Here is a 17755-nt window from a genome sequence, read left to right as displayed (position 1 = left end):
GCGGATCGCGTGAAACTCTGCCAGTTGTGCTGGCGGAAGTCTCAGAATTTGCGCAAAATAGACAGATGCCCTCATCTCCTCGAATCACGCTCGCCCGCGTGGCCGAGGATGCCGGCGTCAGCATCTCGACGGCGTCGCGTGCCCTGCGAGGCCGCGGCGACATGGCGCAGGATACGCGGACGCGGGTGCTGCGTGTGGCGCAGACCCTGGGCTACACCGGCGCCGGTGAGTCGCGGGGGCGCCCACGCCGCGGCACCTCTCTCGTCTTCGATCTCGTGCTGGCGCACTTCCACGACCCGTACACCGACGAGGTCACCGCCGGCGCGCGGACTGCGGCGGCGCGGCTGCGCTACGACCTCGTGCTCACCACCGAGCGCGATGACCCCGAAGACGACTGGCCGCAGCGGATTCGCTCGCGCGGCACGGCGGGAGTGATCCTCGGGCTCATCGTTCCCACTGCGGCGCAGATGGCGGCGATGCGCCGGGCGGGGATCCCGATCGTCCTGCTGGAGCCCCCGTCCGAACCGCCGATGAAGCTGCCGAGTGTGCGCACCACCGACCGCGCCGGCGGGAAGGCTGCTGCCGAGCATTTGATCGACCGCGGGGTGAGGCGCTTCATCGTCATCGGAGGCGCGCCGTCCTACCGGTACGGTCGTGGTCGCGTGGAGGGCTTTCTCGAGACGCTGAGCCGTCTCGTCCCCGGCGCGCCGTGCGTGCGCATGGATGCCGACTGGAGCGCGATGGAAGCCTGGCGCTCGTGCGCGAAGGCGCTGGCCGGACTCCCCGGCGACGGGCCGATCGGCCTGTTCGCCTGCTCGGACGAGATGGCGGCCGGCGCATACCGCGCCATCGCCGAAGCGGGACTGAGCATCCCCAGGGATGTTCTCGTCATCGGGTTCGACGATGTGCGCGGCGCGCGGTGGCTGCATCCCTCCCTGACGACCATCCGGCAGCCGATCAGGGAGATGGCGGCGGCGGCGGTGCACACCCTGGTCAGAGCGGTGAGGGGAGAGGATCTGGGCGACGAGGTCATCGAACTGCCCACAGAGCTCATCGCCCGGGGCTCGACGAGAGCGACCTTCCCGGTGTCCGCCGGAGGAGCCGCGGACTAGCCCTTGAATGCGCCGTCCATGATCCCCGCGACCATGCGGCGGCCGACGAAGAAGAAGACGATGAGCAGCGGCAGCGTCGCCATGAACGATCCGCCCATGGTCAGGGCCAGGTCGATCGTGCGGTTCGCCTGCAGCTGCTTCAAGGCGATCTGCACGGTGAACAGCTCGGGTGACTTCAGCACGATGAACGGCCACATGAAGTCGTTCCACACGCCGGTGAAGGTGATCAGGCCGAGGACGAACGCGGCCGGTCGTACGACAGGGAACCCGATGCGCCAGAAGATCTGCCAGCTGTTGGCTCCGTCGATTCGGGCGGCCGCCATCAGTTCGTCGTTCAGCGTGGTCGACAGGTGCTGACGCATCCAGAAGATGCCGAAGGCGCTGGCGAGGCCCGGCAGGATGATGGCCTGAAGGGTGTCGACCCAATCGAGCCAGGAGATGATCAGGTACTGCGGGATCACGCTCAGCTGCGCCGGAACGGTCATCGTCAGCAGCACGATGAGGAACAGCGTGTTCCGCCCGGGGAACTGCAGCTTCGCGAATGCGAAGCCGGCCAGGGCGCACAGCAACGACGTGATGACCGCCACGGCCAGCGACACGATCACGCTGTTGAGCAGCGACTGCAGGAAGGGCACCGTCTCGAAGACCTTCGCGGTGATGTCGAAGAAGTCAAACCCGGGATACAGCCGAGGCGGGATCGAGGTCACGGCCGAGGCGCCCACCGATGCGATCACGAACATGTAGTACAGCGGGAACACGCTGATCAGCACTGCGATGATCAGCAGCGCGTACACCGGCCACGAGACCTTGCCGACGCGGGAGCCGCGGCGCCGCCGGTCGTGCTGCGGACGGTCGAGGTGATCCTCACGCGACGCCGGGGCCGCCTCATCGATCATGCGGGACATCAGCGTGCCTTCCGGGTGCGGGTGGTGAGGAAGAAGTTGATCAGCGAGACGACCACGACGATGACGAACAGTGCGACGCCGATCGCTGACCCGTAGCCGAACTCGAACTGGCCGAAGCCCTGCTCGTACAGGAAGAGAGCCAGCGTCTGGCACTGTCTGCCGCCGCCGCAGGTGAGACCCGATTCGGGTGCCACCAGAAGCGGTTCGGTGAAGATCTGCAGTCCGCCGATCGTCGACATGATGACGGTGAAGATGATGATCGGACGCAGCGAGGGAATCGTCAGGTGGATGAACTGCTGCCATCCGGATGCACCGTCGACCGCCGCGGCCTCGTACATCTCGCGAGGCAGCGCCTGGAGTCCTGCGAGGTACAGGAGCGTGTTGTAGCCGAACCAGCGCCACATCACCATCGACGAGATGACGATCCATGACCCCACCTGCGACGACATGAAGTTCACGGCCGGCGCTCCGACCAGATCGAGCACCCAGTTGATGAGTCCGAAGTTCTTGTCGAAGATCTGCGCGAACACCAGGGCGGTCGCCGCCACCGACGTGATGTACGGGATGAGCAGAGCCATGCGGAAGAAGTTCGCGAACTTCAGAGTGGCGTGATTGAGCAGGTGCGCCAGGCCGAGTGCCAGCAGCAGTTGCGGGATCGTGGAGATCAGGAAGATGCCGAAGGTGTTCACGAAGGCGTTCCAGAAGCGCGGGTCCTGGAAGAGCCGTTCGAAGTTCGCCAGGCCGACGAAGGTCTGTTCGCCGATCGGGTTCCAGTCGAACAGCGCCACGTAGAACGTGAACAGCAGCGGGAACAGCCCGAAGATGGCGAAGATCACGAAGAACGGCGCGACGTACAGGTACGGCGCGAGGCGTTCGGCGAAGGGCTGGCGGATCGCCTGTGTCGGGGGCCGGTCGCCTCGGCGGATCCTGTGGATGGGGATGGCGGTCGCAGTCGCAGTCATGGTCCTACCTCGGTTCAGATGGTGGCCCGCCTCGCGGCGGGCCACCATGGAGCGGAACGGTCAGCCGCCCAGCGCGGCCTTGGCGCTGTCGAGCCCGGTCTTCCAGGCGTCGGCGGGTTTCACGTTCCCGGCCTCCATGTCGACCAGCGCATTGAGCAGCGCGGCGCCGATCGCACTGGTGTCGGGTCCGTTGTGGAAGGAGTTGAACTGCAGCACCGACTCGCTCAGGGTCGCGCCGACGGGGGAGTCGCCGAAGAACGGGTCGGTGTAGCCCTTGACCTCTTCGCTCTCCAGGGCGTCCTTCGCAGCGGGGAAGGTGCCGGTGGTGGCGAAGTGCTCGGTCTGCCCTTCGGGCGAGAGCATCGTCTCGATGTACTGCCAGGCGGCCTCGGGGTTGTCGGCGCGCGCCGGGATCGCGATGACGCTGCCACCCCAGTTGCCGCCGACGCCGGGGATGGAGGCGATGCGCCACTTGCCCTCGGTCTCGGGAGCGTCGGTCTTGAACCCCGCCAGCATCCATGACGGTGCCGTGGTGACGGCGAACGCGGCGTTGGCCTTGCCCGGCGCCCAGCCGGACGACCACGCTGGGATGCTGGCGCTGATGCCCGCCTCGTAGGTGCGCACCGCCACGTCGAAGGCTTCCTCGACCTCGGGGTTGGAGTCGTAGATGAGCTCGCCGTCCGGTGAGTAGTACTTCTCGCTGACCTGGTTGACGGTGGAGAAGAACACGCTCGTCTCGACGTTGTCGACGAACGGCTCTCCGGTCGCCGCCGTGTACTTCTTCCCCATCTCGATGAAGCCGTCCCACGTCGACCACATCTCGGCGACTTCGGCCGGGTCGGTGGGAAGGCCGGCGGCCTCGAACAGGTCGGCGCGATACGCGAAGCTCAGGCCGCCGACATCCGTGGGGATGCCGATGATCGATCCGTCCTCGGCCGTGGCCCCTCCGATCGCCCAGTCGAGGTAATCGTCGCCGAGGTCGTCGCCACCGAGAGTGCGAAGGTCGACGAAGTTGCCGGGGTTCTCGAGGAACTTCGGGAGGTCGTCGTTCTGGATCATCACGAGGTCGGGGACACGACCGCCGGCGAGTGCAGCGGTCAGGGCGGTGGCGGTCTCGGTCGTGCTGCCGACCTCGGAGAGCTTCACCTTCGCGTCCGGGTTCTTCTCCCGGTAGCGGTCGACGGAGTCCTTCTGGCCGATTCCGGTGAAGGACCAGAACTCGAACTCCGCGTTCGGGTCGTCCGAACCCTCCCCGGCGCCGCCTGACGAACATCCGGAGACGAGCGCGAGAGCACCGACGAGTGCGACGGACAGGGCGATTTTGCGACGGTTCACAACTGCTCCTCTTCGTTGGGGACATGTGATTGCTGGCCTGATGGCCGAACCGAGAGATCGATCTCTCATCGGCACACCATAACCCCGGTTCGCGCAGCAGGGCAACCCTTCCCGTGTTCGACACCGCGAATCGGTGCACCGCGCCGTGACAGCCCCTGACGACTAGAGTGGATGGAGCTGAATGTGCAAGTATGCAAGGGTCATTCCATCAGAGAACGATCTATCGAGCGCCGCATCCGACGCAGGGAGAAGGAACAATGGTCCGGCCCACGATCGTCGACGTGGCGAAGGCCGCCGGCGTCTCCCGCGCCACGGCGGCCCGTGTTCTGGCGGGTGCCACCAACGTCGACCCGGTGATGACGTCCGCCGTCGAGCGCGAGGCGGCGCTCCTGGGCTACGAGGCGAATTTCGCGGCCCGGATGCTCCGTGGTGGCCGCGCCGGCGCCATCGGACTCGTCGTCGCCTTCAATGAGATCGGCAGCCTGAACGGCACGTTCTTCGCCTCGGCTCTGAAGGGAGCCGCGAAGGGGCTCGCCGCAGGCGACGTCCAGCCCGTGCTGCTGCCGGCCGATGACGAGGATCGGGGCAAGATCCCCAAGTTCCTCCGCTCAGGTGCTGTCGACGGCGTGATCGTCATCCTTCAGCACGAGATCACGCATCTGGTGGAGGCGCTCGCCGATTCGCCCGTGCCGATCGCGTGGGTCGGCAAGCCCCAGTACGAGATCGACCCCGGCTCGATCGTCGTCGACTCGGACAACCTGGGAGGTGGAGCGCTCGCGGCGCGCGCGCTCGTGGAGGCGGGGCGCCGCACCATCGGCATCATCACCGGGCCACCGGACATGGAGCAGGCGAACGAACGCATGCGCGGATGGACCGAGGAGCTCACGCGCTCCGGCATCGTGCCCGGTCCCATCGTCCACGGCGATTTCACCGTCGACAGCGGGATGGCCGCGATGGCCCGGCTGCTGCAGCGTGCACCGGATCTCGACGGGGTGTTCGCCTCATCGGACCTCATGGCGGCCGGAGCGATCCGGGTGCTCCAGGCCGCCGGACGCAGGGTTCCGCTGGACGTGTCGATCGTCGGTTTCGACGACGTGCTCATCGCCACGACGTCCGAGCCGCCGCTGACCACCGTGCGTCAGCCGCTCGAGGAGATGGGACGTGCGGCGGCGGAGGCGCTGATCGCGATGATCCACGGGCGCCCGGCCGAGAAGCTGCAGATCCTCCCCACGACGCTGGTGCGCCGCGAGTCGCTCTAGATCGCGATGAAGAGACCGGTGACGTCGCTCACCGGGGCGGGCTCAGCGCGAGCGCCCTGATCCGCGAGCCTCGACGAGGTCCTTGGCCTCCTTGAGGCCCAGGCCGGTGCGCTCGCGCACCAGCTTGATCGCCGTGATCTTCTGGTTCGCGGCGATGAGCCGGTCGACCTCGGCGACGACGGCTGCCGGAAGGGCGGAGCCCGAGTGCGCGTTCGAGATCGACGACCGCGTCGGCGAGGTGTTCGAGACGGCGGCGATGTGCGCGGCCGTGGTGCTGATCGACCAGTGATCGATCCGGTCCTTCGCCTCTTTGAGCCCGAGCTTCGCGTGATCGCGGAGCACCTTGATCGCCTGGACCTTCTTGCCTGCTGCCATGAGCCGGTCGATCTGCGCGATCACCTCCGGCGATGTTCCCGCGGGGGTCGCCGTCGCGGCGCTCGCCGTCGATGACCTCATCACCGGCACGGGCGTGAACGTCTGAGCTTCGGGGATCTTCGGCCGCATCCCGCGGAGGGCGACGCCGAGGATGGCGACGACGGCGATGATTGCGACGACGATGCCGATGATCCAGACGATCTCCATGGGGTCAGTCTAGGGACGACGTGCACTCCAGGTGCTTCCCATCCGCCACCGCGTACCCTGGAGGCATGACCGAGAATCCCCGAGCGCGCGAGACGCGACCCGCATCCGCGCCCCCGAAGGGGAAGCTCCGTGCCACCGGAACGCCGCAGGTGCGTCCGACGACCGAGGGCTGGACGCAGAAGAAGGATGCCGAAGGGCGCCCGCTCCTGCAGTTCGCGAGCCCGAAGCGCGGCAAGCCTCCGCTGCACCTCGCCGACCTCACGCCGACCGAGCGCATCGAGAAGGTCAAGGAGCTCGGCCTGCCCGGATTCCGCGCGAAGCAGCTGGCCACGCACTACTTCCGCCACTACACCTCGGACGCGGCGCAGATGACCGATCTGCCTGCCGACATCCGCGAGCAGCTCGTCGGGGGGCTCCTCCCGCCACTGCTCACGGAGGTGCGGCGCCTCGAGACCGACCGCGGCGACACGATCAAGTTCCTCTGGCGGCTGCACGACGGCGCGCTCGTCGAGTCCGTGCTCATGCGGTACCCGGGGCGCATCACGCTGTGCGTGTCGAGCCAGGCCGGCTGCGGTATGAACTGCCCGTTCTGCGCCACCGGCCAGGCGGGCCTCACGCGCAACATGTCGACGGCCGAGATCGTCGAGCAGATCGTGCGGGCGAACCGCCTCATCGCCGAGGGGGGCCTCGGCGGAAAGAAGGCCGACGACCACTCGATGGAGCGCGTGAGCAACATCGTCTTCATGGGCATGGGCGAGCCGCTCGCCAACTACAACCGCGTGATGGATGCCGTGCGCTCGATGGTCGCGCCGCAGCCCGATGGACTCGGCATGAGCGCGCGCGGCATCACCGTCTCGACGGTCGGACTCGTGCCGGCGATCAAGAAGCTCGCGGACGAGGGCATCCCCGTCACGTTCGCCCTGTCGCTGCACGCGCCGGATGACCACCTGCGCGACGAGCTCATCCCGGTGAACTCGAAGTGGAAGGTCGACGAGGCGCTCGATGCCGCTCGGTACTACTACGAGAAGACCGGCCGCCGCGTCTCGATCGAATACGCGCTCATCAAGGACATGAACGACCACGCCTGGCGCGCCGATCTGCTCGCGGAGAAGCTCAACGAACGCGGCCGCGGCTGGGTGCACGTGAACCCGATCCCGCTGAACCCGACGCCCGGATCGATCTGGACCTCATCGACGCGCGAGGCGCAGAACGAGTTCGTGCGCCGGCTCAACGACGCCGGCATCCCGACGACCCTCCGCGACACCCGCGGCAAGGAGATCGACGGGGCCTGCGGCCAGCTGGTCGCCACGACTGAGGACGAGGCCGCTTCGGCCGCCATGGCCTGATCCGCCGCTCCCGTCGCAGAAAGTCCCGGTATTCGAGTCGAATACCGGGACTTCTCGCGACGGGAGGAGGTGAGGGGGCTGGTCAGGCGGATGCCGGGAGGCCGGCCAGATCTTGGGGGGCCGACGTCGTGGTGACGGTGGCGTCGCGGAGTCCGTCGCGGTGGCCGAGGGACTCGGCTCGGGTGAGCCATGAGCCGATGCGCTCCGGAGTCGCGTCCTTGACGCCCAGCATCCGATGGGTGCGCACCGAGCGGATGCCGCAGAGCCGCATCGTGTTGCGGGCGACCTGCGTCTGGGCGGGCAGACCGGTGAAGGGCGCTGCGTACCAGGGGGTGTCGGCGAGCAGGAGAAGCCGTCCGTGCCGCGCCGGGAGAAGCCCTTCGGGCAGGCCGAGCTTCGTGTAGCGGTACTCCTGCTGCGGAAGCAGGGCGCGGTCGAAGAACCCCTTGAGCACCGCCGGTACCGATCCCCACCACAGCGGAGTCGCGATCACGATCGTCTGCGCCGAGTGCAGGGCACCCTTGGCGTCGACGAGGTCGTCTTCGAGCGTCATCCGCTCGCGGTAGCCGAACCGCAGGTGCGGGTCGAAGTCGAGGTCGCGCAGCGCGAGCAGGCGGGCGTCGCCGTGTGCGGCCGCGTAGCGGCGGGCGAGTTCTGCGGTGAGGGATCGTGCGTCGGGGTGGCCGTCGATGACGAGTGCGGATGCCATCACTTCTCCTATCTGGACAGTGTCAATTTGCTGGACAGTGTCAAGATAGGAGAGAATGTTGCTCGTGTCAAGTTCTCGATCCGGCTACCATCACGGCGATCTCGCGCATGCGCTGGAGGCGGCGGCGATGCAGCTGCTCGCCGAGAAGCCCGCTCAGGAGATCAGCCTTCGCGAGGTCGCCAGGGCCGCCGACGTGAGTCACAACGCCCCCTACCATCACTTCGCCGATCGCCGCGGGCTGATGAAGGTGCTGGCCGAGCGCAGCATGGCCGACCTCACCGCTGCCGTCCGGACGGCGATCGCGAGTGCCGCCGACCCCGTCGCCGCGCTGGTCAGCGGCGGTACCGCCTACCTGCGCTTCGCGGTGGAGTACCCGCACGGCTTCGACGTCATGTACGACCCGACCGTGTGCATACCGGGGGAGCCCAGCGACACCATGGCTCCGCTGATCGCCGAGCTCGAGCAGCTCCTGGGCTCGGCATCCGCCGCGGCCGGCCTCGACAGCGACGAAGACGTTCTCGGCGTGTGGGGACTCGTGCACGGCCTCGGCACGCTGTGCGCGGCGGGGCACTTCTCCCTGGATGCGGCGCTCCGGGCCGGGGAGGCGGCACTGCGGCGGATGCTGCCGCGCTGACGCCGAGCCGCCCACGCGGCCGTGTCGCTCAGGGCGTGTGGATCCGCAGCAGCCGGCCGGTGCCTTCGATGAGCTCGTCCCAGGAGCCGATGTCGACCGCGCACTCCGCGACGGCGCAGGTCGGCAGTTGGGCGTTCTCGCCGGTGAGCTCGGCCACGGCGTCGCTGATGCCCGGGTTGTGCCCGACGAGCATGGCGACGTCACTCTGCTCGGGCAACGCGGCCGCGATCGCCAGGATCGAACGGGCGGATGCCGCGTACAGCAGCGCCTCATCGAGCACCCCGATCCCGAACACGGCCGCGTACTCGTCGGCAGTGCTCCGGGCGCGAGTGGCGGTGCTCGAGACGATGTGGTCGAGATGGACGTCGTCGTCGGCCAGGCGCCGTGCCATCGCCGGGGCATCGCGGCGCCCGCGCGCGTTGAGCGGCCGGTCGTGATCGGCGAGGCCGGAGAAGCCCCAGTCCGACTTCGCGTGGCGGGCGAGCAGCAGGGTCTTCATGCCACCAGCTTGGCATCGGCGCCCCGCACGCGCACCCCCAACCTGTGAGCGGCTCGCAGGGATCGTCCGGGCTTCGCACAGGCGATGTTTCCTACCCTCGGGGGATGGCTTACTCCGCGCATCGCCCTGGTCAGATGGATTCCCAGGGCAGGATCTCCTTCGAGACAGGCGCTCCCGACGGCACGGTCACCGACGAGGATCTCGACTTCCTGCGCGCTTTCGAGCCCACCGGAAACGACGCCCAGAGAGCCCCGCAGGCGGAGGCCGCAGACACCGCCACCCGCCCGACAGTCGTCGTCGACCCGGCCGATGCAGGCGCGCCCGCAGCGCCGGCATCCGCTCCCCGGCCGCCCCGTGCACCGCGCCCGAAGCGCGTGAAGAAGACGCGTACGCCGGGATCGCGCTGGCGCACGCTCGCGATTCTGGGCGGTGCCGAGGGCGAGATCCTCGACAAAGTGCCGGGGGAGACCCCGCGCTTCGTTCAGATGTTCTTCGTGCTCGCCGGGACCGCGCTGGTCTCGGCGATCTCGATGCTGTTCGCACTGACCACAGGGGTGCAGGCGGTCATCTGGCTGGCTGTGCCGCTCGCGATGGTGTGGGCACTGATCATCTTCAACCTCGACCGGTTCCTCACGTCGACGATGACCTCGACCCGGAACGTCTGGAAGCTCATCGGACTCGCGATCCCCCGTGTCATCATGGCAGCGATCATCGGTTTCGTCGTCGCCGAGCCGCTCGTGCTGCAGGTGTTCCACAACGACATCGCGCGCGAGGTCGCGTCCACCAACATCACCCAGTCGCAGTCCGACCAGGATGCGCTGGAGAACGGCCCGGAGAAGAAGGCGCTGGACGAGGCATCCGCCCGCCTCGCCGAACTCGAGAACCAGGCGGCGACGGGCATCGTCGCCGGCACCGGTTCGTCGTCGGCGAGTGAGTCCGCGGCGCAGACGACCGTGGACGACCTGACCGCGAAGCTGACCGCGCAGCAGGGTGTCATCGACCAGGCGCGGGTGCTGTATCAGTGCGAGCTGACCGGCGAAGGCGCGGGAACCGTGCCCGGCTGCACCGGCGTGAACGGCGAAGGGGCCAGCTCCGACGCCGCGCAGGCCCAGCTCGCCCAGGCCCAGCAGACCTACGATGCGCTCGCCGCACAGCTGCGGGTCGCGAATGAGGAGCTCGCCACCGCCGGCAGCGCCGCGAAGGAGAACACCTCCGCATCGGAGTCGCAGAACCGTCAGCAGGCGAACGACCAGCTTCCGGCCGCTCAGCAGTCTTACGAGCAGGCGCTCGCCGCGTACAACGGCAGGGCGGATGCCGTGGCGCAGGGCAACGCTGGAGCGATCGGCCTGCTCAGCCAAATCAGCGGCCTCAACCGGCTCTCCGAGAAGGAGCCGACGATCCTCTGGGCGCACCTGCTGATCGCGGCCCTCTTCTTCATGATCGAGCTGCTGCCCGTCCTGGTGAAGGTGCTCACCTCGTATGGAGAGCCGACGCTGTACGAGAAGGCGGCGGCGATCCGCAAGCAGGTCGCCCTCGACAAGGTGACCGCGGAGGGCTTCCGTGATCGGGCCGAGATCGTGGCAGCAGGCGCGGGCGCGACGGATGCTGCGATCGGGGCCACGGCCACCGAGCCTGTTGCAGCCGAGCCCGATACCGCAGAGGCGGTCGCGGTCGAGCCGGCCGCAGCGCGGCCGGTCGGCGCTCAGGCCACCTGAGCGCTGCGGTCAGGACGCGCCGGCGTCTCCACCTTCGCTTCGAATGGCGCAAATGGCTGGATCTCGGCCTGATTTCGAGCCGTTTGCGCTCTTCGAACGATGTCGCCCAGCCGCATCGCGCCGTGCGTGCGGGCCGAGGCGGCGAGTGAGCGGATCAGCGCGACGGTCGACGGCGTGCCGTGCCAGGTCTCGCCGGTGACGGCCGCCTCGATCCGGGCGAGCGGATGCCGGAGCGCGGCATCGTGCTGACGGGATTCGTCTCCGAGCCACTCGAGCAACTCGGCAATGGTCCAATCGGGCGCGATTGGATCGAGAAGTGTCCGTTCGCTGGTGATCAGAGTGTCCATTGGTCCAGAATCGGGTGTCATGAGCATCGACGACAGGGCCAATACCCGGCCAGTGGACCATCAATCGGTCGGAGATGCACCGCCTCTGGTACGCGCGGGGGAGGTCTCGTCGGATCGCCTCGCCGCCCGCCTCGGTCGCTGGACGCACGGCGAAGGCACCCTCGCCGCACGGCTCCGCCGAGGCATCGCCGCCCTGATCGCGAGCGGAGAACTGCGACCGGGTGACCGGCTGCCCGCGGAGCGGGCGCTCGCGGCGGTGAGTTCGGTTTCGCGCGGCACGGTGGTCGCAGCGTACGCCGACCTCGCCGAGCGCGGACTCGTCGAGAGGCGACAGGGCAGCGGAACGCGGATCGCGGGCGTCGCCGCACCGGTTGCACCAGGGCAGCGCCCGGGTCGAGGCGAAGCCCTGTTCTCGGCACTCCCCAACACGATCGATCTGCTGCGCACCGTGCCGCAGATCCCCGAGCTCGCGGTCGAGTTGATCCGTGCGCATCAGCCGCGGCTCGACCTTGCCCTCCTCCCGGAGGCCGACCCCGCGGGGCTCCCCATGCTGCGCGAGCTGATCGCCGACATGTACCGGGCCGAGGGCACTCCGACGACGCCGGAGCAGATCCTGGTGACGCACGGAGCGCAGCAGGCGATCAGCCTCGTCGTGAACCTCCTCGTCGGTCCGGGCGACGTCGTGCTCGCCGAGGAGGTCACGTGGCCGGGAGTGACCGACTCCGTCGGATTGCGCGGCGGCACGGTGCACGGGGTGCCGATGGGCGACGACGGCCTCGATGTCGATGCGCTCGAGGTGGCGATGGCGCGACTCCGCCCGGTGCTGATCGCGATCAACTCGCATCACCAGAACCCGACCGGCACGCGTCTGCCCGCGTCCGCCCGTCACCGGGTCGCCCAGCTCGCGGCGCAGTACGGCGTTCCGGTGATCGAGGATCGGGTGCTCGCCGGGATCTCGTTCGACGGGGTCGTGCCGCCGTCGCTCGCCGCAGAGCGACCGGATGCGCCGATCATCGTGGTCGAGTCGGTGTCGAAGTGGGCGTGGGCCGGTCTGCGGATCGGCTGGCTGCGTGCCGACCCCGTGCTCGTCCGGCGGCTCCGCGGCGCGCGTCAGCTCGCCGACCAGTCCACGAGCGTTCCCGGTCAGCTGCTCGCGCTCGACCTCGTCGCCCGTGCCGATGATCTGCGCCGCCAGAACAGCCGCGTCCACCACGAACGACTCCGGATGCTGCTGAGCCTGATGGCCGAAGAGCTGCCGGACTGGACCCACCTGGCCCCGCGCGGCGGTCTGTCGCTGTGGGCGGCGCTTCCGATCGGCTCGGCAGAGGCGCTCGCCAGGGTCGCCGCGATGCACGGCGTCTCGGTCGCCGGCAGCGCCGCGTTCGCGGCATCCGCCTCTCCGGACGACCGCATCCGCATCCCGTTCACGGCCCCGGACGAGGTGCTGACTGAGGGAGTCCGGCGACTCGGTGCGGCGTGGCGGGAGTACCGGGCAACTCTCTGACCCGAGGCTGGGACCGGTCACGGATTTTCGCCCTCCGCGTGGTCATCGGCCGGTAGCGTTGGACCATGGTCAACTATCGCTATCTCGGCAACAGCGGTCTCAAGGTCTCTGAGATCACCTTCGGCAACTGGGTCACGCACGCCTCACAGGTCGGGGACGATGCCGCCCTCAAGACCGTCCACGCGGCTCTCGATGCCGGCATCACCACCTTCGACACCGCCGACACGTACGCCAACACGGCTGCGGAGGTCGTGCTCGGCAAGGCGCTGTCCGGTCAGCGGCGCGAGGGACTGGAGATCTTCACGAAGGTCTACTTCCCGACCGGTCCGAAGGGGCCGAACGACACCGGACTGAGCCGCAAGCACATCCTCGAGTCGATCAACGGCTCGCTGAAGCGTCTCGGAACCGACTACGTCGACCTGTACCAGGCGCACCGCTTCGACTACGAGACCCCGCTGGAGGAGACGTTCCAGGCGTTCGCCGACATCGTGCGTCAGGGCAAGGCGCTGTACATCGGCGTCTCGGAGTGGACGGCGGAGCAGCTGCGGGAGGGTCATGCACTGGCGAAGCAGCTCGGCGTGCAGCTCATCTCGAACCAGCCGCAGTACTCCATGCTGCACCGGGTGATCGAGGGCAAGGTCGTCCCGGCATCCGAGGAACTGGGCATCTCGCAGATCGTCTGGTCGCCGATGGCGCAGGGCGTGCTGAGCGGCAAGTACCTGCCGGGGCAGCCGGTCCCGGAGGGATCCCGAGCGACCGACCCGCACTCGGGCGCCGACTTCATCAAGGGCTTCCTGCGTGACGAGATCCTCACCGCTGTGCAGCGGCTGAAGCCGATCGCGGAAGAGGCCGGACTCACCATGCCGCAGCTCGCGATCGCGTGGGTGCTGCAGAACCCGAACATCGCCGCGGCCCTGGTCGGAGCATCGCGCCCCGAGCAGCTCGCCGACACGGTGAAGGCCTCCGGTGTGACGCTCGATTCGGGCACGATGACGGCGATCGACGCCGCCCTCGGCGATGCGGTGAACCGCGACGCGGAAGACACCTACACGGTGTCGCCCAAGGCGCGCCTGGTCTGAGACGACCCCGAGGGGGAGAGGGCGAGGATGCCGATCGACGCGAAGACGTGCTGGCAGCTGACTGCCGCCGCGTCCCGCGGAGACGTCGCGCTCGTCGCGGCGCTGGGCGCCGGGGACGGCACGGCGAGCGTCGATCCGGCTCTCGCTCTCGCCCTCCTCGGCGCCGCCGAGTTCGTCGCCGGTGAATTCGAGCGGGCTGTCATCACCACCGAGCGGGCGCGGCTCACCGCGCTCGACGCCGGTGACGCCGAGGTGCTGCATTTCGCTCTGTCCTTCCGCGTCCTCGCTTCGGCGGGCGTGGTCTGGGAGGATCCGACCGCCGATGACGGCTTCCCGGAGCTGTGGGCACGGCGGGGCGTGCTGGCCTCGTTCGCACCGAGCATCCTTCCGCTCGCCCGATTCGCTCTCGTCGAGGCGGCCTTCGCGACCGGGCGCTTCGACGAAGCGGCCGAGGTGCTCGGCCCGGTCGACGCCGTGATCGGCGTCGACGACGGCGTCTCCGCCTTCCCGGCTCTCCTGCTGCAGCCCGCTCGGCTGCTGATGTTCCGAGGCGACGCCTTGAGAGCCGCGCCTCACCTCGAAGCGGCCGCGACACTCGCCCGTGACCAGGGCGACGAGGTCTGGGTGCGGGCCATCGCCTCTGCGGCCGCCTTCGCCGCGGCGCTCGGAGGAGCAGAAGCCGGACAGCTCGACAGGGTCGAACACGATCTCATCGATCGCACGCGCCCACCCCGGGACTACATCGAGGCGGCGGTGTTCGCCTTCATCGCGTACGCCCGCGCCGGTATCGGGCAGCTGGGCAAGGCCGAGGCGATCCTGATCGCGGCCGGTGGCCCTGCCTTCCCGTTCCTGCAGGTCGCGGATCGCGCGATGTCCGCCGACATCCTCATCGCGGCGGCGATCGAGCGCGGCGATATCGAATCCGCCGAGCGCGTCGCCGCCGGGCTGCTTCCGCTCACCGTGCACCCCGGGGCGCACGTGCTCGTCGAGCAGGCGTTCGCGCGCATCGACGTCGCGCGCGGCCGGATGACCGAGGCGGCGGAGCGCGCGGCCATCGCCGCGGCACGCGCCGATCTCGCCGGGCGCTATCGCGATGCCGCCCACGTGCGGATGCTGCGCGCCCGGGCGCTCGCCGCACTCGGCCAGGCGGAGGAGGCGGTTCACGAGAACCTGTCGTCGCTGCGGGGACCGGGTGCCGCCGGCGACCGGGGCGTCGAGCGCCAGGCGCTGCGTCAGCTCCGGCAACTGGGCCATCGCCCGCGCCCCGCACCGGGATCGGGGTGGAGTGCCCTCAGCGCGCGCGAGCGCGAGGTCGCCACCCTCGTCGCCGGTGGCGCGAGCAACAGGGTGATCGCGTCGACGCTGTTCCTCTCGGAGCGGACGATCGAAGGGCACGTCTCACGCATCCTCGCGGCGCTCGCCATCACCTCGCGCAGCGGTATCCCGGCGTCGACCCTGGGTCACCTCGGCGACCCGGTCTTCCCTGTTCCGGCGCTCACCCCCCGCCAGCAGACGACTGCAGAGCTCGTCGCCACCGGACTCGGCAACGCCGAGATCGCGCGTCGTCTCGGCGTCAGCGTGAAGACGGTCGAGAAGAACGTGAGCGAGATCCTGCGTCGATGCGGGTTGACCTCCCGCACGGGCATCGCGCGGATGATCATCGATGCTCCGGTGGCCGAGGTCGAGGCCTGAGCAGCGGCTGGCGCGAGGTTTCCCTACTCACGTCGACCGCCGCCGCGGTGCGATCATCGGTGACATGAGGCATTCGAAGAGCATCGGCGCGCTGGCACTGGTGCTGCTGCTGACCGGATGCACTCAGTCGGCGCCACCCGCGGAGGACGGCGGGAGTGCGTCGAGCGCGACTGAGGGCGACGGGGGCGGCGGCGCGGCGACTGGGGCCTGCGCCGGCGACCTCGACGAAGACCTCAAGCCGTTCAGCAGCGGTCTGGTCACCGAGCCGATCCCGGACCACGCGGTGTACGGCGACGGCAGCGAGATCGCCTTCACCACGTCGATCGGGTCGGGGCTGAACCCCACGTTCGAGCTGCTGAAGTTCGTCGACGGCGTCCCCACCGACCAGACGGCCGGCAACTGGGAGGATGCCGGAGACGGACGCTACACGACCGCTCTCAGCGTTTTCGACAGCGACCTCGACGGGCAGGAGGGCCTCGTCAAGATCACGGCGTTCCCGGAGGGCGTCACGTTCGACGGGGAGAGGTACGAGGGGGATCAGGTGGTGCTGGGCATCTACTGCATCACCTATGCCGTCGAATAGGTCTCGCCCCGCGCGATCGTGACGGCGGCGCCGGAAGCAGCGGAGCGGGCAACGGCATCGGCGATCCGCATCGCCTCGAGCGCATCGCGCGCCGTCACCCGCGGGGAGAGCCCGGTGTCGAGGGAGCGGACGAAGTCTGCGAGTTCGGCGCGATACGGGCTCGTCATCGCATCGAACTCCGGGAGGGAGATGGTCTCGGCATCGCGACTCTCGGCCGAGACGGCGGGGTGCCGGGTCGCGGAGTCGACGGAGATCATGGCCCGAGAGCCGACGACGTCAAAAGCGGTGCGGAACCCGATCGGCGCCGTCGTCCAGGTGGCGCTGATCTGCGAGACCGTGCCCGACGCATGCGTGAGGAGTGCGTGCGTGGTCTGACTGCCGCCGGCGGATCGCGTGCTGCCGTAGACGGTGGTCACCTCGCCGCCGATCCAGCGGGCGATGTCGAGGTCATGGATCATGAGGTCGAGAAGAACGCCGCCGGAGCGTGACGCGTCGCCGTACCAGCCGCTCTGCGGACTCCGCCCCTGCCGGGCGTACCGCTGGGCTTCGATGTCGCCGAGGTCGCCGTTCGCGACCGAGCGGTGCAGCTCGGCGTACTCGGAGAAATAGCGGACCACATGCGCGGGGAACAGCGGCACGCCGGCGGCCTCGAAGCGGTCGACGAGGTCTTCGGCCTCGCCCAGCGTGCGGGCCAGTGGCTTCTCGCAGATCGTGGGGAGGCGGTGATCGAGGGCTCGTAACGCGAGCGGATGGTGCGTGTGTGTCGGCGTGCAGATGTCGACGATGTCGGCAGTCGCGAACAGCTCCTCGAGCGATGAAGCGATGCGGCCGCCGCCGTGGCGTTCGATCAGAGGCGCCGCGTCGGAGGAGCGCGAGTACAGCGACACCTCGAAGCCGAGGTCGAGCCAGGCGGGCAGGTGCACGTCGGCCATTCCGCCGACGCCGATGAGTCCGACAGTGCGAGTCATCAGAGGTGGCGATTCAGGCGAGGGTGACGTCGACCTGGATCTCGGCGGCCAGGCGCTCGAGGTCGGAGCGCACCGCTTCGAGGTCGACGGATGCGGGCACCTTCGCGATCACGGTCGCCTCGAACAGGCGTCCTCCGGCCATCGCCGCGTCGCGTGTCGTGGTGGTCAGGTCCTCGATGCTGAGATCGTGGGCGCTGAGCGCCGCCGACACCTCGCGGACGATGCCCGGCCGGTCGTTGCCGAGCACCTGGATCGTCAGCCGTTGCTGCGGATCGCCGGAGGCGGCATCCGCTCCGGCGCGCACCGCGACGGTCAGCAGCCCCTCGAGCTCGTGCAGTGCGGTCTCCAGTTCGACGGCCCGATCGGCCGCGACCGAGACCTCGATCACGCCCGCGAACGTTCCGGCGAGCTCGGCGAGCTGGCTGTTCTCCCAGTTGCCGCCGTGTGCGTCGACGACATCGGCGACAGCCGCCACGAGGCCGGGGCGGTCGGCGCCCGCGACGGTGAGGATCAGAGTGGTCATG

General features: G+C 69.0%; 18 protein-coding genes. 9 read left to right on the top strand and 9 right to left on the bottom strand.

From position 1 onward, the window contains the following. The first annotated feature begins 65 nt into the window (after positions 1–65). Entirely contained in the window at positions 66–1112 is a 1047-nt protein-coding gene (locus CUR96_RS14830) for a LacI family DNA-binding transcriptional regulator (protein WP_102194108.1), read from the top strand. Here CUR96_RS14830 and CUR96_RS14825 read toward each other — a convergent pair. Genes CUR96_RS14825 through CUR96_RS14815 form a run of 3 tightly spaced genes read right to left on the bottom strand, consistent with a single transcriptional unit; the run spans position 1109 to position 4314 of the window. Continuing rightward, positions 1109–2017, bottom strand: a complete 909-nt coding sequence (locus CUR96_RS14825; protein WP_245861335.1) for a carbohydrate ABC transporter permease — start codon at positions 2015–2017, stop codon at positions 1109–1111. The genes CUR96_RS14830 and CUR96_RS14825 overlap by 4 nt on opposite strands. Next, entirely contained in the window at positions 2017–2979 is a 963-nt protein-coding gene (locus CUR96_RS14820; protein ID WP_102194107.1) for a carbohydrate ABC transporter permease, read from the bottom strand. The genes CUR96_RS14825 and CUR96_RS14820 overlap by 1 nt, the downstream gene beginning before the upstream one ends. A 60-nt stretch (positions 2980–3039) precedes the next feature. After that, on the bottom strand, positions 3040–4314 hold the full coding sequence (locus CUR96_RS14815; protein WP_180969058.1) for an ABC transporter substrate-binding protein: 1275 nt from the start codon (positions 4312–4314) through the stop codon (positions 3040–3042). A 257-nt stretch (positions 4315–4571) separates the two neighbouring features. Between CUR96_RS14815 and CUR96_RS14810 the strand changes: the two genes are divergently transcribed. Continuing rightward, a complete protein-coding gene (locus CUR96_RS14810) occupies positions 4572–5573 on the top strand; it encodes a LacI family DNA-binding transcriptional regulator (protein ID WP_102194105.1) in 1002 nt (333 codons plus the stop codon). 42 nt (positions 5574–5615) lie between these two features. Here CUR96_RS14810 and CUR96_RS18805 read toward each other — a convergent pair whose 3' ends face one another. Further along, positions 5616–6155, bottom strand: coding sequence for a ribosomal protein L7/L12 (locus CUR96_RS18805; RefSeq protein ID WP_102194104.1), 540 nt, complete (start codon positions 6153–6155; stop codon positions 5616–5618). Between the two features lie 65 nt (positions 6156–6220). Here CUR96_RS18805 and rlmN point away from each other — a divergent pair, with 65 nt between their 5' ends. Further along, entirely contained in the window at positions 6221–7501 is a 1281-nt protein-coding gene (gene rlmN / locus CUR96_RS14800; RefSeq protein ID WP_180969057.1) for a 23S rRNA (adenine(2503)-C(2))-methyltransferase RlmN, read from the top strand. Between the two features lie 82 nt (positions 7502–7583). Here rlmN and CUR96_RS14795 read toward each other — a convergent pair whose 3' ends face one another. Then, a complete protein-coding gene (locus CUR96_RS14795; RefSeq protein WP_102194103.1) occupies positions 7584–8210 on the bottom strand; it encodes an NAD(P)H-dependent oxidoreductase in 627 nt (208 codons plus the stop codon). 64 nt (positions 8211–8274) lie between these two features. Here CUR96_RS14795 and CUR96_RS14790 point away from each other — a divergent pair, with 64 nt between their 5' ends. Next, complete coding sequence (locus CUR96_RS14790; RefSeq protein WP_102194125.1) at positions 8275–8844, top strand: TetR/AcrR family transcriptional regulator; 570 nt, start codon at positions 8275–8277, stop codon at positions 8842–8844. A 28-nt stretch (positions 8845–8872) separates the two neighbouring features. Here the strand turns inward: CUR96_RS14790 and CUR96_RS14785 are convergent, their stop codons facing one another. Continuing rightward, positions 8873–9343: a SixA phosphatase family protein gene (locus CUR96_RS14785; protein WP_102194102.1), complete on the bottom strand. Its 471-nt coding sequence runs from the start codon at positions 9341–9343 to the stop codon at positions 8873–8875. Between the two features lie 104 nt (positions 9344–9447). Between CUR96_RS14785 and CUR96_RS14780 the strand changes: the two genes are divergently transcribed. Next, the gene (locus CUR96_RS14780; protein ID WP_102194101.1) at positions 9448–11058 is read left to right on the top strand and encodes a DUF4407 domain-containing protein; all 1611 of its coding nucleotides are present in this window, start codon (positions 9448–9450) and stop codon (positions 11056–11058) included. Here the strand turns inward: CUR96_RS14780 and CUR96_RS14775 are convergent. Further along, on the bottom strand, positions 11046–11405 hold the full coding sequence (locus tag CUR96_RS14775) for a hypothetical protein (protein WP_102194100.1): 360 nt from the start codon (positions 11403–11405) through the stop codon (positions 11046–11048). The two genes, CUR96_RS14780 and CUR96_RS14775, sit on opposite strands and share 13 nt — an antisense overlap. A gap of 19 nt (positions 11406–11424) precedes the next feature. Here CUR96_RS14775 and CUR96_RS14770 point away from each other — a divergent pair, with 19 nt between their 5' ends. The 4 genes from CUR96_RS14770 (at position 11425) to CUR96_RS14755 (ending at position 16263) form a co-directional block, all read left to right on the top strand. Next, positions 11425–12909, top strand: coding sequence for a PLP-dependent aminotransferase family protein (locus CUR96_RS14770; RefSeq protein ID WP_102194099.1), 1485 nt, complete (start codon positions 11425–11427; stop codon positions 12907–12909). 65 nt (positions 12910–12974) lie between these two features. Beyond that, complete coding sequence (locus tag CUR96_RS14765; RefSeq protein ID WP_102194098.1) at positions 12975–13988, top strand: aldo/keto reductase family protein; 1014 nt, start codon at positions 12975–12977, stop codon at positions 13986–13988. Between the two features lie 27 nt (positions 13989–14015). Further along, entirely contained in the window at positions 14016–15680 is a 1665-nt protein-coding gene (locus CUR96_RS14760; protein ID WP_102194097.1) for a LuxR family transcriptional regulator, read from the top strand. Positions 15681–15744: 64 nt separating this feature from the next. Then, complete coding sequence (locus tag CUR96_RS14755) at positions 15745–16263, top strand: hypothetical protein (RefSeq protein ID WP_146008164.1); 519 nt, start codon at positions 15745–15747, stop codon at positions 16261–16263. Here CUR96_RS14755 and CUR96_RS14750 read toward each other — a convergent pair. Together CUR96_RS14750 and CUR96_RS14745 are read right to left on the bottom strand one after the other, a co-directional pair. Further along, complete coding sequence (locus tag CUR96_RS14750) at positions 16248–17231, bottom strand: Gfo/Idh/MocA family protein (RefSeq protein WP_102194095.1); 984 nt, start codon at positions 17229–17231, stop codon at positions 16248–16250. The two genes, CUR96_RS14755 and CUR96_RS14750, sit on opposite strands and share 16 nt — an antisense overlap. 13 nt (positions 17232–17244) lie before the next feature. Next, complete coding sequence (locus CUR96_RS14745; RefSeq protein ID WP_102194124.1) at positions 17245–17754, bottom strand: glycine cleavage system protein R; 510 nt, start codon at positions 17752–17754, stop codon at positions 17245–17247. Between the last annotated feature and the right edge of the window lies 1 nt (position 17755).

This window comes from Microbacterium aurantiacum (assembly GCF_002872075.1).
Lineage (GTDB): Bacteria > Actinomycetota > Actinomycetes > Actinomycetales > Microbacteriaceae > Microbacterium > Microbacterium aurantiacum_A.
Note: the sequence above shows the minus strand (reverse complement) of the source record. Positions and strands in the feature narration are given on the sequence as shown.

What these genes read in the sequence shown, in the direction of transcription:
- CUR96_RS14830 (WP_102194108.1), top strand. Translation starts at nt 66, where the DNA reads ATGCCCTCATCTCCTCGAATCACGCTCGCCCGCGTGGCCGAGGATGCC.
- CUR96_RS14825 (WP_245861335.1), bottom strand. Translation starts at nt 2,017, where the DNA reads ATGTCCCGCATGATCGATGAGGCGGCCCCGGCGTCGCGTGAGGATCAC.
- CUR96_RS14820 (WP_102194107.1), bottom strand. Translation starts at nt 2,979, where the DNA reads ATGACTGCGACTGCGACCGCCATCCCCATCCACAGGATCCGCCGAGGC.
- CUR96_RS14810 (WP_102194105.1), top strand. Translation starts at nt 4,572, where the DNA reads ATGGTCCGGCCCACGATCGTCGACGTGGCGAAGGCCGCCGGCGTCTCC.
- CUR96_RS18805 (WP_102194104.1), bottom strand. Translation starts at nt 6,155, where the DNA reads ATGGAGATCGTCTGGATCATCGGCATCGTCGTCGCAATCATCGCCGTC.
- rlmN (WP_180969057.1), top strand. Translation starts at nt 6,221, where the DNA reads ATGACCGAGAATCCCCGAGCGCGCGAGACGCGACCCGCATCCGCGCCC.
- CUR96_RS14795 (WP_102194103.1), bottom strand. Translation starts at nt 8,210, where the DNA reads ATGGCATCCGCACTCGTCATCGACGGCCACCCCGACGCACGATCCCTC.
- CUR96_RS14785 (WP_102194102.1), bottom strand. Translation starts at nt 9,343, where the DNA reads ATGAAGACCCTGCTGCTCGCCCGCCACGCGAAGTCGGACTGGGGCTTC.
- CUR96_RS14780 (WP_102194101.1), top strand. Translation starts at nt 9,448, where the DNA reads ATGGCTTACTCCGCGCATCGCCCTGGTCAGATGGATTCCCAGGGCAGG.
- CUR96_RS14775 (WP_102194100.1), bottom strand. Translation starts at nt 11,405, where the DNA reads ATGGACACTCTGATCACCAGCGAACGGACACTTCTCGATCCAATCGCG.
- CUR96_RS14770 (WP_102194099.1), top strand. Translation starts at nt 11,425, where the DNA reads ATGAGCATCGACGACAGGGCCAATACCCGGCCAGTGGACCATCAATCG.
- CUR96_RS14765 (WP_102194098.1), top strand. Translation starts at nt 12,975, where the DNA reads ATGGTCAACTATCGCTATCTCGGCAACAGCGGTCTCAAGGTCTCTGAG.
- CUR96_RS14760 (WP_102194097.1), top strand. Translation starts at nt 14,016, where the DNA reads ATGCCGATCGACGCGAAGACGTGCTGGCAGCTGACTGCCGCCGCGTCC.
- CUR96_RS14755 (WP_146008164.1), top strand. Translation starts at nt 15,745, where the DNA reads ATGAGGCATTCGAAGAGCATCGGCGCGCTGGCACTGGTGCTGCTGCTG.
- CUR96_RS14750 (WP_102194095.1), bottom strand. Translation starts at nt 17,231, where the DNA reads ATGACTCGCACTGTCGGACTCATCGGCGTCGGCGGAATGGCCGACGTG.
- CUR96_RS14745 (WP_102194124.1), bottom strand. Translation starts at nt 17,754, where the DNA reads ATGACCACTCTGATCCTCACCGTCGCGGGCGCCGACCGCCCCGGCCTC.